15 protein-coding genes are annotated in these 14,408 nt (G+C 69.1%); 8 read left to right on the forward strand and 7 right to left on the reverse strand.

What is annotated here, in order from left to right:
• Positions 1-30: 30 nt before the first annotated feature.
• The 4 genes from aspS to ACIHIX_RS18420 form a co-directional block, all read right to left on the reverse strand.
• Positions 31-1,341 (reverse strand): aspartate--tRNA(Asn) ligase, encoded by a 1,311-nt coding sequence (aspS, locus tag ACIHIX_RS18405; protein ID WP_399956793.1) that lies wholly within the window; start codon positions 1,339-1,341, stop codon positions 31-33.
• A 324-nt stretch (positions 1,342-1,665) separates the two neighbouring features.
• On the reverse strand, positions 1,666-2,352 hold the full coding sequence (locus tag ACIHIX_RS18410; protein ID WP_399956796.1) for a pentapeptide repeat-containing protein: 687 nt from the start codon (positions 2,350-2,352) through the stop codon (positions 1,666-1,668).
• 38 nt (positions 2,353-2,390) lie between these two features.
• Positions 2,391-3,452: a transcriptional regulator gene (locus tag ACIHIX_RS18415; RefSeq protein WP_399956799.1), complete on the reverse strand. Its 1,062-nt coding sequence runs from the start codon at positions 3,450-3,452 to the stop codon at positions 2,391-2,393.
• Positions 3,453-3,699: 247 nt separating this feature from the next.
• The gene (locus ACIHIX_RS18420; protein ID WP_399956802.1) at positions 3,700-4,524 is read right to left on the reverse strand and encodes a hypothetical protein; all 825 of its coding nucleotides are present in this window, start codon (positions 4,522-4,524) and stop codon (positions 3,700-3,702) included.
• 587 nt (positions 4,525-5,111) lie between these two features.
• Here ACIHIX_RS18420 and ACIHIX_RS18425 point away from each other — a divergent pair.
• The 4 genes from ACIHIX_RS18425 (at position 5,112) to ACIHIX_RS18440 (ending at position 8,163) form a co-directional block, all read left to right on the forward strand.
• Positions 5,112-5,555, forward strand: coding sequence for a hypothetical protein (locus tag ACIHIX_RS18425; protein ID WP_399956805.1), 444 nt, complete (start codon positions 5,112-5,114; stop codon positions 5,553-5,555).
• The gene (locus ACIHIX_RS18430) at positions 5,552-5,968 is read left to right on the forward strand and encodes a hypothetical protein (RefSeq protein WP_399956808.1); all 417 of its coding nucleotides are present in this window, start codon (positions 5,552-5,554) and stop codon (positions 5,966-5,968) included. The genes ACIHIX_RS18425 and ACIHIX_RS18430 overlap by 4 nt, the downstream gene beginning before the upstream one ends.
• A gap of 292 nt (positions 5,969-6,260) precedes the next feature.
• Positions 6,261-6,818 carry a hypothetical protein gene (locus ACIHIX_RS18435; protein ID WP_399956809.1) on the forward strand — a complete coding sequence of 186 codons (558 nt, stop codon included), beginning with the start codon at positions 6,261-6,263 and terminating at the stop codon, positions 6,816-6,818.
• A 457-nt stretch (positions 6,819-7,275) separates the two neighbouring features.
• Positions 7,276-8,163, forward strand: a complete 888-nt coding sequence (locus ACIHIX_RS18440; protein WP_399956812.1) for a hypothetical protein — start codon at positions 7,276-7,278, stop codon at positions 8,161-8,163.
• A gap of 224 nt (positions 8,164-8,387) precedes the next feature.
• Here ACIHIX_RS18440 and ACIHIX_RS18445 read toward each other — a convergent pair whose 3' ends face one another.
• A complete protein-coding gene (locus ACIHIX_RS18445; RefSeq protein WP_399956815.1) occupies positions 8,388-8,981 on the reverse strand; it encodes a hypothetical protein in 594 nt (197 codons plus the stop codon).
• Between the two features lie 140 nt (positions 8,982-9,121).
• On the opposite strand from ACIHIX_RS18445, the gene ACIHIX_RS18450 reads away from it, so the two are divergent.
• Positions 9,122-9,673, forward strand: a complete 552-nt coding sequence (locus ACIHIX_RS18450; RefSeq protein WP_399956818.1) for a hypothetical protein — start codon at positions 9,122-9,124, stop codon at positions 9,671-9,673.
• 58 nt (positions 9,674-9,731) lie between these two features.
• Here ACIHIX_RS18450 and ACIHIX_RS18455 read toward each other — a convergent pair whose 3' ends face one another.
• Together ACIHIX_RS18455 and ACIHIX_RS18460 are read right to left on the reverse strand one after the other, a co-directional pair.
• A complete protein-coding gene (locus tag ACIHIX_RS18455; RefSeq protein ID WP_399956821.1) occupies positions 9,732-10,415 on the reverse strand; it encodes a hypothetical protein in 684 nt (227 codons plus the stop codon).
• Between the two features lie 2 nt (positions 10,416-10,417).
• A complete protein-coding gene (locus ACIHIX_RS18460) occupies positions 10,418-11,089 on the reverse strand; it encodes a helix-turn-helix domain-containing protein (RefSeq protein WP_399956824.1) in 672 nt (223 codons plus the stop codon).
• 239 nt (positions 11,090-11,328) lie between these two features.
• Here ACIHIX_RS18460 and ACIHIX_RS18465 point away from each other — a divergent pair, with 239 nt between their 5' ends.
• From ACIHIX_RS18465 to ACIHIX_RS18475, 3 genes are read left to right on the forward strand one after another with little or no spacing between them, the layout of a single operon-like run.
• On the forward strand, positions 11,329-12,054 hold the full coding sequence (locus ACIHIX_RS18465) for a hypothetical protein (RefSeq protein WP_399956827.1): 726 nt from the start codon (positions 11,329-11,331) through the stop codon (positions 12,052-12,054).
• 5 nt (positions 12,055-12,059) lie between these two features.
• On the forward strand, positions 12,060-13,361 hold the full coding sequence (locus tag ACIHIX_RS18470; protein WP_399956830.1) for a UDP-N-acetylglucosamine 1-carboxyvinyltransferase: 1,302 nt from the start codon (positions 12,060-12,062) through the stop codon (positions 13,359-13,361).
• Positions 13,361-14,398, forward strand: a complete 1,038-nt coding sequence (locus tag ACIHIX_RS18475; RefSeq protein WP_399956833.1) for a serine hydrolase domain-containing protein — start codon at positions 13,361-13,363, stop codon at positions 14,396-14,398. Before ACIHIX_RS18470 ends, ACIHIX_RS18475 begins: the two co-directional genes overlap by 1 nt.
• Positions 14,399-14,408: the final 10 nt, after the last annotated feature.

Consider the following 14,408-nt stretch of genomic DNA (forward strand, 5'->3'; position numbering starts at 1 on the left):
CTCGGACCACGGAGCGTATCCCCAGGTCGGCTACGGCGTGAGCCGGTTCGGTCCGCGGAAGAGGAAGGCCGCGTCGCGGATGGATTCCAGACCGAGCATCACCATCAGCACCCGTCCCAGGCCCAGGCCCAGGCCGCCGTGTGGCGGGCATCCGTAGCGGAACGCGTTCAGGTAGTCCGACAAGGGCTCGGGGTTCATGCCCTTCTCGGCGGCCTGCTTCAGCAGGACGTCGTGGCGGTGCTCGCGCTGCGCGCCGGTGGTGACCTCCAGCCCCTTCCACAGCAGGTCGAAGCTCACGGTCACGGTCGGGTTGTCGGCCGGTCGCATGTGGTAGAAGGGCCGGATGCTCGCCGGGTAGTGCGTGAGGAACACGAACTCGTGGCCGGTGGCCCGCTGGATATGGGCACTGATGCTCCGCTCGCCGGCCGGGTCCAGGTCCTCTCTGATCCCTTCTGGGTCCCAGCCGCCCTTGCGCAGAATCTCGTGTGCCTCGGCCATGGTGATGCGCGGGAAGGGCGTCGTGGGCACGATGAGGTCCACGCCGAACCGCTCCCGGATGGCGTCGCCGTGGGCGTCGGCGACCTTGGCGATCGCGTGGGCGAGCATCCGCTCCTCGAACGCCATGACGTCCTCGACGCCGTCGATCCAGGCCAGCTCGACATCGACACCGGTGAACTCGGTGGCGTGCCGGGAGGTGAACGACGGCTCGGCGCGGAAAACGGGGCCGATCTCGAAGACCTTCTCGATCCCGGCCGCGATCGCCATCTGTTTGAAGAACTGCGGCGACTGTGCCAGATAGGCGCGGCGGCCGAAGTAGCCCAGTTCGAAGACCTCCGCTCCCGACTCCGAGGCGGTGCCCATGAGCTTGGGGGTGTGCATCTCCGTGGCACCCTGCGCGTAGGCGTACTCGCGCATCCCCTGTTCCAGGGTGGTCTGCACCGCGAACAGCAGCTGGGCGGCCGGGCGGCGACGCACGTCCAGGAAGCGCCAGTCCAGCCGATGTTCCATCCCGGTGTGTTCGTCGATCGGCAGCGGCGCGGCGGCCGGGTTCAGGACCTCGATCGTCTCCGGGACAAGCTCCAGGCCGCCGAGCTTCACCTGAGCGGCATCCACGATGCGGCCGGTGATCTTGACGGCGGACTCGGGGGTGAGGGCTTCGAGTTGGGCCTCCAACGGCCCGTTGTCACGTTTGTGGGTCACCTGCACCATGCCGGTGTTGTCGCGCATGATGACGAACTGCATGGTGCGCTGCAGGCGGAGGGCGTTCACCCACCCGAAGACGGTGACAGTGCGGCCGACGTGTTCTCTCAGGTTAGAGATGTGTACGCGGCTTTGGATCATTGCGGTCCTCCGAAGGACATCGTCATGATCCCTTGGGAGTGCGGGCGAGAAGGGCAACTCGCGGTGCCACCGCACTTTCGCCGACACCAGGTGGCGGCCTCGTTCGGGCCCGGTCACGGGGGCTGGCCGGCGGGGCATTGGACCACCAGGGCGGCGGTCGTTCCTCCCCGCGCTCGGGAGGGTCTTCACCGCGGGGCGCGAGACCGCCTTCGCAGCTTCCAGCGGTTCTCTCAGCTCGCGCGATCCTCGGCTACTCGTCTCCGTCGACGCGTTGCCCGAGACGATACGGATGGCCTGGCCACAGCCGCAAACGAGAAACTCCGGCTACTGGTCGCCGAGGTCTTCGCCGTAGGTGACGTCCAGCTGCGTGGCGAGCGCCTCGGCCAGTTGCAGCGTCTGTGCCCGATCGATGATCACGTGCTTGAGCGAGGTGACGTCGGTCAGCTGGGACAGATCGTTGCCACGTAGGTCGAGACCGCGATAGGTGCCGCCGTCGAATCCGGCCTGGCGCAGATCACAGTCGTCGAGCAGACAGTCCGCGAGGTCGGTGGCGGTGAACGTCGCTTCCCGCAGGGAGCATGCGGAGAAGATCACGGGTCCTGCGGCGCGGACGCGGATGAAGGTGCTGTAGTCGAGCTTGCAGTTGTCGAACAGGACGTCGTCCAGGGTGACGTCCTCCAGCGTGGCGCCCAGTAGTTTGCAGTCGCGGAAGACAACGCGGGTGAGCTTGCTGGCCGACCAGTGCAGGGAAGACAGGTCGCAGCGGGTGAACTCCACGGAGTTCACCCGTACTTCTTCCATCTGGGCGCGCTGGGTGCGCAGGCCGGTGACGCGGCCGTCCAGCAGGTGGGTGTCGGCTAGGTCGAGGGCGCGCAGGTCGGCGTCGGCGTACTGGAACTCGCTGAGGCGGCCCCGGCCACCGTCGAGCGAAGTGATGTTGGAGAGGTACAGGCCGGCCTCGTCCAGGGTGGGGAGGGTGACGCTCGTACGGCGGATCGTGCGGGTGGCCATCTGGTCGTCTGCTTGGCTCAGGGGATGTGTGGTGGCGGTTATCGGTGGGCGCCTGTCCGTTCCGCATACTCCTTCAGGCCGGGAAGGCTGACGGAGGAGTAGGTCAGTTCAGCTGTGAGGGTCCGGACGGCGGGTCGTCGGGCCTCTTCGGGGGCGTTGTGCTCGATGCCGCGCAGTGCGGTGAAGGTGCGCCGTGGGTCGCCGAGCTGGTGCCACATGCGGGCGGTGTCGGTGTAGTACCGGGCCCGTCGTTCCGGCGTGGGCAGCCGGGACGGGTCGAGGGTGCGCGCGTAGGCGATTCCTTCGTCCGGGGTGCCGAGGGCGTTGTGAATGCCGATCCGGTACAGGGCGCACTGCTGGGGGCTGGCGTCCACGGTGAACAGGCCGGCGCCCGAGTCGGCCGACAGGCGGCGGGTGGACTGCTCGGCTTCGTCGGCCAGGGCGAGCGCGGTGGTGCGGTCGCCGGTCACGGCGGCGCTGTAGGCGGCGGTGAGCAGCAGGCTGGTCCGTACGGTCAGCGTGGGAGCGGTGGGGCGGCGGTGTTCGGCGTCGAGGGAGGTGGCAGTGCGGGTGAGGAGGTCGACGGCGGCCTTGCCGCGGCCGGAGCGGCGCATAGCGATCGCCAGGACCCGGGCGGCTTCGCCGATGGGGGCCGCCTGGCCGCTGTCGCGGGCCGCGCGCAGGGCACGGTCAGCGGTGACCCAGGCGGCTTCGGAGTGGGCCTTGACGGTGAGTTCGGAGGCCAGGACGTAGGCACGAGCGATGATCGCGTGTGCAGTGTCGCGGGCGGTGCCGGTGAGGGAATCACGGGTGGCTTCGGCAGCGGCGATCAGCTCGGGCAGTTCGCAGCCGAGGGTGGCGTACCGGGCGGCGCGGAAGTCGCGGCGGGCTGCGGCGAGCGCGCGGAGGCGGTCGAGCGGCATCGCGGGCGCGGCGGTGGGCTGGAAAAGGGCTTCTTCCAGGGCGCCGACCGGGTCCGCTGCGGCAAGGGCGGGAGTCGCGGTGGTCAGGGCGGTGCTGATGCCGACCGCTCCCGCGAGGAAGGTTCTGCGTCGCACCGGGTCGTCCTCCTGGTCCGCCAGGGCCTGTTCGGAAGCCACCTTAGTGGCCGAAAGGTTCGCCAGGGACGACCTTGTCGTTTGCTCGTGTGCGGGTCGCCCGGCTGCGGCAGGGGTGACGCCCAGTTCGGCAGGGGCGATGTCCACGTCAGGTCTCGTAGTCTCGCACCTGGTCCAACCGCGCCCCTCTGCCGATCAGTTGAGGGCGCACGACCTCCTGTCGGGCGAGGCCCGGCCCAGCCGGCGTCACCGCGGGGTGCCTAGGCCGGCGCCCGTGGCCGAGGATGGGTTATGCGAGCAGAGCGGCAGTGAAGCGGGACAGGTAGCGCGGATCGGACTGTTCGCCATGGGCCCTGCTGGTGACGAGGAAGTCGCCCTCGACTGCCACATCGGCTCCGACGGCCATGCCGGCGCGTGTGAGGGCGTTGCGTACGTGCCAGACCCCTAGCCGGTGGTCGGCCGTGGTGTGCTCCTGGGCGCACACGAAGGTGACCGCAGGGCCGTCCACTCGCAGCGCCCCGCCCTCACCGCTGGCGCATGCGTCGCACTTGACGGCCTGGATGGAGTCCGTGGTGACAACCTGGACGTAGCGGCCAACCGAGATCGTCCACGTTCCGGGGGACGGGAGTGGTACCGGCGTTGCCAGGATGTCGGCCCCGTCCAGGCTGCGGATCACTTCGTGCAGCCGGCCCACGGCCGCCCAGAAAGCAGGGGGATGTCCCTCCGCGTCGTCATCGCCCGATACCTCCAGCCAGCTGCTCAGATTCGTCCACAAAGTGTCCAGCGTGCCGGGAGCGTGGGCGTTGCCCAGGACGCCGGCGGTCGCTCCGGCCGCATCGATTCGGCGGCTCAGCGCCAGGGGTTCCTCGGCCTGGGTGCGCAGCTCTTCGGCCACGGCCTCCAGAGGGACGGACGCCGGGGGCTGCCGACGCTCGACCGACAGCGTGAGCAGGATGAAGGAGAGCGCCGTGAGGCTGGTGGGCCGCTCGTTCCAGCTGGGAGCGAGAAGGTGAGCAGCGCGGGTGACAGCATCCCGCCACACGTTCGGCGCCGTAGTGGGCAGCAAGTAGGCCATGTCGTCCGGCAGAGTCCGAGGGGGCAGGACAACCGTCATGCGGTGACTCCAAGCGGGTCGGATGAAATCTCGGCGCGGCACCGTGTTCTGCGGATTCTTCAGCCGGTTGAGGCTACAGCGTGGGTTCCCGCCCGCACTGCGGTCCGTGACCAGAACCGTGCCCAACGCGATGTCCTACGACACCACGTTCCTGACGTCCGGCCCCGCAGAGACACCTCGGCCGCGACGGGCAAGGCGCTTCGTTTCAGCCCGACCGGCCTACCTCGCCAGCGCCCGGGCGGGCAGTCAGCTGTCCCAGCCTCTCACGATGACGACTCAACCCGTGCGTCGGTGCTGCGCATGGTACGGCTTCCTCTCGTGAGAGCGGCGGATCGCCCAGGCATCCACGGCGAGTTCTGGCCGCTATCGGATTCCGCGCCAAGTCGTTTATGCCGAAGTGGGCGCCGTCACCGAGCAGTTGCCGGGGCAGGGGCGCAGCAGCTTCGCAGGCGGGTGAGGTCTACGGTGGCCGTGAGGTTGCGGGCCGATAGCGTTCGGCGAGCTGCCGCATCAACTTCGTTCAGTAGAAGGGGAATACGGGTGGAGATCCTTTTTATGCCGCTGCTGGGTCATCTGCGGGGCCATCGGTGACGATGTCCCCGGCTCAGTGGTCGGCGATGTTCGACTACCTCGAAGCCGTACTCCTGAAGGACGCGCCGAAAGCCGTGGCCAGTGCGGAGATCCTGGCCGTGCCCGGCCAGATCGCCTCCACGATCGCCGCAGCGGCCGACGAGCTGATCCCCGTGCTGTTGAGCCAGGCGTTCCAGATCAGCGAGACCATGAGTGAGGCCGAGCGCCATGCGGCCGAGGAGTCGATGGCCGACGATCGTGGCGCGCAGGCGTCGGTGCTGATCCAGATGGCTCTGCGTGCGTGGGCCGACGACAACCCGGCGGACGCCGAGGCCCAGGACCTGGGCCTGGTGCTGCTGGGCTGGCTGCAGCTGATGGCGGGAGCGCCTCCCGGCGACCAAGAGCAGACCCTGCTGATGCTCGGCTCGGCCCGGCACATCGTCCGGGGAGGAACGCAGTGAACCGCGACGAACTGCTGCTGGCCGCCGACTACCTGGAGGCCGTCGTCCGCCAGGACACAACGCAGTTGGCGCAGATCCGGGCAAGCGTGCCGCCGCCGGTCACCCTCGACTGGGTCGCGGCCGGCTTCGCCCTGCACTGGATCGCGTCTGTGGGCCGGATTCCCGACGCCACCGTATCCGTGCTCAGCGATCTGCGCCGTCCCGCCCCGATCGCGGATCCACTCGACGATCGGCTTATGGCGCTGTACGCGCAGACGCTGCTCCACTGGGCTCGTCACCGCGGCAACCGGGACGATGACGCCGTCGCGCGGCAGGTCCTCGGCCTGATCCGCGTCACCCAGAACACCGACGACACCGGAGTCCTTGCCCTGCTCGCGGCGATACGCAACGTCCCGCAGGGCACGACCTCCTGAGGCTCAACCGCAAACCCTGGCCGGGCGGGGGCGCAGCAACAGCACGGCGCCAGACACTGGCCGATGCAGCCGCCGCGCCGGGCGCGAACGTACCCGGTGGAGTCATCGGCGCCCGCAGATCCTGTGTGGTTGCCTTTCGGAGCGCAGGGGCAGAGTGAAATCTGCTACCTGCTGGAGTACGGACGCGGAGGGAACTGTGGTGAACCTTGCGGAGTGCACCGTGATGCCGGGCAGTGTGGACAGCCACGTCATCTCCGCGAATCCCGTGCTCCGGTTCCAGGTGAGGGTGAGCGTGCCACGGCCGTCGTTCGAGGAGGACGAGCAGCGGTACGTGCATCTACTGGCCCCGGCATCGGATCAGTTGTGGGCGTCGAGCGCCTCAGTCGTCGTCGCGGACGCCCGCGACCAGGAGATCCCTCAGGCACAGAGCACCCTCCACGATGCCGTGGCGCGTTACCGATACGGCGCATTGGTGATCGGCGCGGTCACGACCCCGTACAGCGCCCTCGCGTGGATCCGCGACAACACCGGACGGCACCAGGAGGAGCCCACGGGATACGCCGTAGAGATCCGTAGCCGCCGGCCTGGGCCCTCGGAGCTGTACCCGTCCGTGCTCTACACGTGGCTCCGGTGGTGGACTGCACAGACCCGCAGCAGCCTCCCTCCCGACAGTAACGCCGCTTCTCTCCAACCACCGCAGCCGCCCGCGGAGTTGACCGCACTCCTCCCCGGGGCACAGCGGCACCTCACCGTCCATGACGTCGGCATGGACACCCGAGGGGACTGGGGGCGCACAGTGCCGCAGAGTTACGTCGAGCCGTTCGATCCTTGGGACCCCTTGTTCCGCTGATCCAGGCTGGCAAGTCCGTCTCCCTCGCCTATCCGTGACGGCGAGCCCTCGAGCCTGTGTTCCGCATCGCCGAGTTCCCAGGCCGCGTGTGGCTTCTGCGTATGGGGGGCAAGAACGGTGTCCCGGCGCTCCGGGGGCCCGCTGCGCGCCGAAGTGGGCTGGACCGGACCGCACCAAGCCGCCTCGGCAAATTCGGTCGCGGACCCGAACCAGGACCTGCGGACGAGATTCTCCTGAAGCCCCCGACCGGTCCACCTGGTTCCACCTCAGGATCAGCGTGGCCAGCACACGCTGCACCGTACGCCTTCAGAGCGATGCTCCTGCATCACCGGTGCCACAGAGCGCATCCGTTGCCGGGCTGCGCCACAACGATGCGTTGGGTAAGACCCTTCAGGATCGGAACCCCTTCCCGCGGCATCTACCCTGTCCGGACAGGTGATCTGTTGCGAAGGGAACCATGTTGATCCAGTACCCCGCGTTTCGGACGTGGCAGACGATGCAAAAGCGGTCAAACAACAGCATCGTGGCACTGGCTATCGGCGCCGGCCTCGCGGAGCGAGAGATGGCCCGGTCCACCCATACAGCCGGTGTTGTACTCGCCGGGGTGGCGCACGCCGAGCGGCTGGACGTGACGTCTGCAGACGCGCAACGAATCTTCAGGACCGCGACAGAAGACATGACGTTCCTGGCCATACCGCAAGTCGTGGCCCTGCACATCGAGTTGTGCGTCGGCACAGTAAAGGAGTGCCAGCGTTTCCAGGGCCTCATCGCGCCACACAACAAGGGCCCTGAATGGTGGTCTGTGCCGGACTTGGCGAAGACGGTCAGATTCAGCGAGGCGGAGACGACAGCGGACCACCTCATGAAGTTCTGCGTCAAGCTGAGGAACACCATCATGCACGGCGCTGGCAAGGTCGACGACGCGCTGGTCAAGGTGTGGAGCCAGCTTCCGCAGCCAGCGAAGACACGCTGGGAGGATCTGACCGGACGGCCGTTCACGTATGCGAGGGTCGGCGCACTGCCGGACCTCGGTTGGCGTGAGGTCATGGCCATTCTTGCGGTGACGAAGGAGTCGGCCGGCGAGATCAACGCACGCATCGGGCGGCTGCTCACGCGGGAGCAGTGGGCTCAAGTCATCGCCTTTGACTACCGGGATGGTTCGCGGCATGGACGCAGGCGCTTCAACAGCTGGACGCCGGGCAGAACGGTGTTGGACCAGAACAACACACCCCGGCCGGGCCAGGAGCGCGCACTGCAGCGGTTGCTAGGGCACGCCACCACGTATTACCGACCGTTGGGGATGACTCCCGACGAACTGCGTGTAGGCCGCTCGGCCATTGGTTAGGAGCGGGCGCTCTGCCATTGAGCTACTGGTGGACCGAAAGGTCCACGGACCGGGCTCGAACCGGTATCTCCCGCACAGTGACGACTCCGGTGGTGAACCGGCCCATCCCGCAGATGATCGCCTCACGCACACTCTACCGAGGAACGCCACTGCCTCAAGTGCTCATCCGTCAAAACGATCGCTCAGTCAGCACCAGCCTCGTCCGAAGCGGCCTCGCGGGACTGTCAGTAAACAACGTCTCCGCTGATGGCGGCCAACGTGGTGGACCGCACAGCCCCGAGGTGGTTCCATACCGGTTCCATTGCCTCCCACAATGAGCGCCGATCCGGCTCGTTCTCCCAGCGAGCGGCGATCTCGTACCGCAGCCGGGCCGCGGCCTCGTCGGCCGACGAACCCGAGTACCGGACCTGCCGTGCGATGTCGTCGCTCGCCGGCTCAGGCAGGGACGCGCTTTCCCAGGCCGCCCGGACGGCCGCCGCGTGCCGCACCGCTGGCTGCGCCCCGCGGGCATAGAGGCCGATCAGTTCGGCCATGGGTGACACGCTGGGCAGACGGGAGCGCCACGCGGGCAGGAATTCCTTCTGCAGCAAGAACACTTGCTCCGCCAGGACGAGGACGTTCTCCGTGTGCAGACGCATCGTCCACCGTCCCGCTCCCGCCTCCCTCGGGAACTTGGGGCGCTTCGCCTCCTCCAGACCCCGAAGCAACTGGAAGAACGCTTCCCCGCACGCCGCTTCGGCCGTAACGGGCGCCCACTCGTGGCGATTGAGTGACCGGGCGATCTCGCTCACCCTGAGCTGGTCCGGGGTCGTGGTCATGACCCCTACCGTACGAGCCGTTCCGCGGCGCAGCCAACGCCTCCCTCCACATACCTTGGCCACCGGCAACGTCGGCCGCTCGTTGTCGGGCTCGCCAACAACCAGGCAGTACCCGGCGTTTGACCATCCTCGTTTGGTGGATGACCCAGGTCCGCAGGATGCAGAATGAGCGCATGACGCGATCAGCTCGCCTGCCTGCCGAGACCGACCCTGGGACGGTGTCAGCCACCGGCCCTCACTTCTCCCGGGTGGTGGACCCGGACAGCACCGTCAAGGTCACCTTCGACGGCACCCTCCTGATCGCCGGCCGGGAGGTGCTCTCCCCGCATCAGCTTCTGCGCCTCTGGGAAGACCAGGCACTCATGCAAGTGGAGATCGGTGACGCGACCCTGCGCGACACCGATATCACTCCTCCCGACCTGAAAGCGAAGATGGCGGTCTACGGCAGCGCAGTCGCGACCATCCGGCAGGGCCGCGTGAAGGGGCTTACCGATGCGCAGGTGCCGGAGTTCCTGGAGCTCATCAAACGCGGCGCGGCCGAGCAGGGGGCGCAACAGGCCAGGAACGCCAACCACTTCGAGACGATCGAGTACGGTCTAGACCTGTTCTCCGAGATGGCGGACGCCTGGCGGCTGGCACTGACCGTCGAGTGGCTCGACGACCCGGACGACGGTACCTCCGTGGAGCTGTAGCACCAGAAGGCCAGTGTCCTGCTTCAGACATCCGAGTCGCCTTCGCCTCTGCGTCATGTCAGGCAAGGACGCCGCTGCGTGCGGCGAGGCCGCGCAGTTCCATCGACGTGGGACCGGAGACGAGCAGACTGGAGATGAGTGACTTGGTCGCCGGGCGGGCGTGGGTCTCCTGGGGAGCGCACTGCTCGGCGGCCAGCAGGGTGCGGACACAGTCCGTGCGACGGCCGAGACGGTCGTAGGTGATGGCGATGTCACCCAGGGCACGAGAGCGGCGCTCGACGCTGGGCAGGGCCTTGAGAGAGATCGAGCGGGCGGCGGCGAGGGCGGTCAGGGGGTCCCCGGCGTGGTTCTCGGCGCTGATTCTGTGCAGTGTCACGGTGAGTGGGCTGAAGCCGCCGCCGTGGTCGCGCAGCAGGGTGATGCCGCCGAGTTCCTTGGCGATGGCTGCGGCCTCGTCGGTCAGCTCCCGCATTCCGTCCCGGTCGCCCCGGCGTGCGAGGGTGTAGCTGGCGCTCTGCACGAGAAGGCCGCGTACTGCGGCCCCGGCCTGTCCGGCGCGGCGCAGGTCCGGGTGGTCTGCGGCGGACAGCGCGATCGACAGTGCCTCCGAATGCCACCCTGCCTTCCTGGCCAGCACAGCCAGTTGGCGTGCCGATTCGGCGATGGCGAGGACGTCTTGTGCGGCCTCGGCGAGCTGCCGTGCGCGGTCGGCCGCCATCCAGCCGAGCTGCTGCTCGTCCATCTTCACGAGCATGCGGGTGGCCAGCAGGTAGCACTTGGCCAGGAGGGCGTACTGCGCGGTGTCGTCGCGTTGGCGGTCAGCGCGTGGCCGGTGCGGATCAGGCGTGGCAGGCGGACGGCGAGGGAGGCGTACCGGCAGGCGTCGAAGTCGGCGAGTGCGCGGGTGAAGTCGGCGGAGAGCTCGTTGGCCGGCGGGAGCGTGGGGGCCGGGCCCAGGCCGAGCATCGCGTCCCGGAGTCGGGCGACCAGCAGCTCGCCGAGCAGGGCCTCGTCGGCCTGTGCGGTGCCGCTCCCGAGGAGCGGGGCGCCGGCCGCTGAGGCGGCCGTGGCCGCCAGGCCCGCGAGCAACTTCCGTCGGCGCACCGGGTCTTCACCGTCCTCCCTGCCGGATCTACCCACCCTAGAGGCGGGCAGGCGGGGGAAGGCGCTGGTTGCGCCGATCGGCTGACCGTGTCGAACCTCTGGCCGGGGCGCGGGCGGTGCCAGACCGAATGCCCGGTGTGGCAGCTCCAGCGCGTCGGCGAAGCAGCGCAGTACGTCGACGTCCGTCATCGGCGAGATGCCCCGCTCGTACCGGGAGACCTGGGCCGCGGAGTAGCCGGTCTGCTTGCCGAGTGCGGCGAGGGTCAGGCCCTTGGCCTGCCGGGTCTGCCGTATCAGCTCCCCGGGTTTCACGTCGGCCCCGCGAGTCGCTCGTGCCGTGGTAATCGCATCTGTACCTCGTTCCCGCCGGTAGCCGAGGTTGCGCCGCCTCAACCGTAGTCCTGGGACTGCGCAGCCCATAGGCGGTTTGCATGAGACGCAAACGGTTTTGCGGGCCAGGACAGCGCCCCTCCCGCGGCAGGGCCCGCCGCGGCGACCTTCGAGGGCAGACGGCCCGCAGCCACGGGCCGCCCCGACTCCGGGAGGCCCCGATGCACTCCGCGAACGCCGCTCCGCCCACGATGCCTGCCGTAGACAGCCGTCTGATGCCCGCCTACTACTTCGGGACCGGGAGCCTCGGCCCGTATGTCACCGGCCTGTTGGAGCGGTGCCCCAGCGTCTTCGACCTCAAGGCAACGATGACTGCCGACCTCGACCACGAGAGCGCGCGCCTGCAGTCCGGGCACGGTGTCATCGAGGACGGTGCCCTGCTCCAGGGCGAGGTCATCGTCCAGGCCGGCGCCCGGATCGAGGCAGGCGCCCAGGTCATCGGACCGGTCCTGGTCTGCGCCGGCTCCGTCATTTCGGCCGGGGCACTCATACGCGACCACAGCGTGATCGGCCCCGGCTGCCGGATCGGGTTCGGCGCCGAGATCACCCGCAGCCTGCTGGCCGGGCACGTCTTCATGAAGCACCCCTGCTTCATCGGCGACTCGGCACTCGGACGAGGTGTCAACATCGGCTCCTTCTGCTCGACCACCGGACTGCGCTGCGACCGGGGCCCCGTTGCCGAACCGGCGATCGAGGACATCACCGTCAACCTCGACGGGCAGCGGATCACCACAGGGCAGACCAAGTTCGGCGCCGTCATCGGCGACGAGGTCGCCCTGCCCGCCGGCACCGTGCTCTCGCCGGGCACCCTGATCGGACCCCGCACCGTCGTCTACCCCCGCGACCACATCGGCGGCTTCCTGCCCGCCGGCTCACGGATCCGGTGACGACCATGACCACCACCCCCACCACGGACGCCGCCGTCGTCCACGTCACGGGCGGACGTCCGCTGTCCGGCCGCATCCCGGTGCAGGGCAGCAAGAACATCGCCCTGCACCTGTACGCGGCCATGCTCCTGGCCGAAGCCCCCGTCGTCCTCACCGCAGCCCCGGAGATTACCGACACCGGGGTCTGCGCGCGGATCCTGCGCCACACCGGAGCCCACGCCGATGTGGCCGGCGACCGGTTCACGAGCGCTCCGGCCCAGGCGGTGTACCCGGTCATCCACCCCGAACTCGGGCGCCAGGTGCGGACGACGGTGGTGCTGGCAGCCGCCGTGCTCGCCCGCACCGGCCAGGTCGCCTTCCCTTATCCCGGCGGCGACGCGTTCTGCCCCCGCCTCATTGACCGGCACCTGGCCGCCATGCAGGCGGCCGGAGCCGAAGTCGTCGCGAGCGGCACCGGGGTGCGCGCGATGTGCGGGCCGCGCGGTGTGAGGGCGTTCACCGTGGACGTGAACACGCCGTACGGGCCGAGCCTGGGCGCAACGGTGACGGCGATGCTGCTGGCCGCCCGTGCCCCCGGCACCAGCCTGATCACCCACGCTTCCATCGAGCCGGAAGTCACCGAGACCGCCCGCTTCCTCGCCGAGCGTGGCGTCCTGATCCACTTCGACGACCAGGGCCTGCACGTGGCCGGGAGTGACTGGATCGGTGGGGGCGAGTTCGCGGTGGCCGGAGACCGGATCGAGGCGGCCACCATGGTCATGGCCGCCGCGGCGACCGGCGGCAGCGTCCATCTCGACAACATCAGCGCCGCCGGCTTCCCCACGGGCCTGGTCGGTGCCCTCACCGCGGCCGGAATCTGTCTGAGTGACGCCACCGACGGCGGCGTGCGCGGTCAATCGACGGGAGGGTTGACAGCGATCGAGGCCGCTACGGGCCCACACCCGGGCCTTCCCACCGACACCGCACCGCAGCTCGCCGCCATACTCACCCAGGCGGACGGCACATCGCTGGTCGGCGAACGCGTCTACCCCCGCCGCGACACCCACGTCGAGGGCTTGCGCGCCTTCGGCGCCGACATCACCACCAGCGGTTCGGTGACCCGCATCCGCGGGCCCGTCCGCCTCCGCGGCGCAGATGTGCAAGCGTCAGACATCCGTGCGGTGACCGCCCTGTTGATCGCCGCCCTCTGCGCCGAGGGCCCCTCTACGATCCGGGGAATGTGCCACCTCCGGCGCGGCTACGGACACCTGCTGTCCAACCTCGCCACGCTGGGAGCCGACGTCACCACCTTCCCCGGAGGCCCCTGATGCTCGTCCCGTTCACCGCCGCTGATGTCGCCCGCCTCAAGGAAACCCTCGACTCCGCCATCGCCGACGGCGCCACCCCCGGCGGCGTGATCGTCTACGGCACTGCGGACGGCACTCCTGAGTACCTCAGTGCCGGAGTCGTCGCCCCGGAGTGCGGCGACGAAGCGCCCAACCGGCACACGGCGTACGACATCGCCTCGCTGACCAAGGTCGTCGCCACCTGGCCCCTGATCGGCCGCGCGATGAACGACGGCCTACTCGACCTGGACGAGCCCATCCGCGACTTCCTGCCCGCGATGAACGGCGAGATGCCGTCCGCCGAGGCGACCGTGCGCCAACTCCTCACCCACACCTCGGGACTTCGCGCCTCCACCCGCCTGGACCACTACCGAGGCACCGAACTGCCCCTGCATGAACTGATGTGCCGCGAGCCACTGGACGACGCCCCCGGAACCCACCGCTATATCAACCGCGGATACATCCTGCTGGGTCTGGCCCTCGCACACATCAACGACCAGCCCCTCGACGAACTCGCCGCGACCCTGTGGGAAGACCTCGGCATGCCCGAAGTGACGTACGGGCCCCTGGGCCGCTCCCGCCGGGTCGCCCCGACCGAGCAGCGCATCCCGGGCGCCCCGCGCATCTGGGGCGCGGCGCACGACGACAACGCTGCCCTGCTCGGCGGCGTCGCCGGTCATGCCGGCGTCTTCGCCACCCCGCGCAGCCTCGCCCAGTACGCCCAGCGGCTGCTGACCGCGTGCTCAGACGAGAGGGACGACGACCTGGGTGAGTGGATGCGCGCCAGTCTCGTTCCGCAGGCCGCCATCGAGCCCGGCCTGGACCGCGGTCTGTCCTGGATCCTCGCCGCCGGCGGACGCGTCGCCTACCACCACGGCTTCACCGGCACCAGCCTCTACCTCGCCCCCGACACCAGCCGCTACCTGGCGATCTGCACGAACGCCGTCTACCACGGCAACGCCCGCACCCGCATCGCGCCACTGCGGGCTCTCGCACTCAAGACGATCTCCGCCGCCTGACGAAGGAAGT

Source organism: Streptomyces sp. NPDC051913 (assembly GCF_044593635.1).
Classification (GTDB): Bacteria; Actinomycetota; Actinomycetes; order Streptomycetales; family Streptomycetaceae; genus Streptomyces.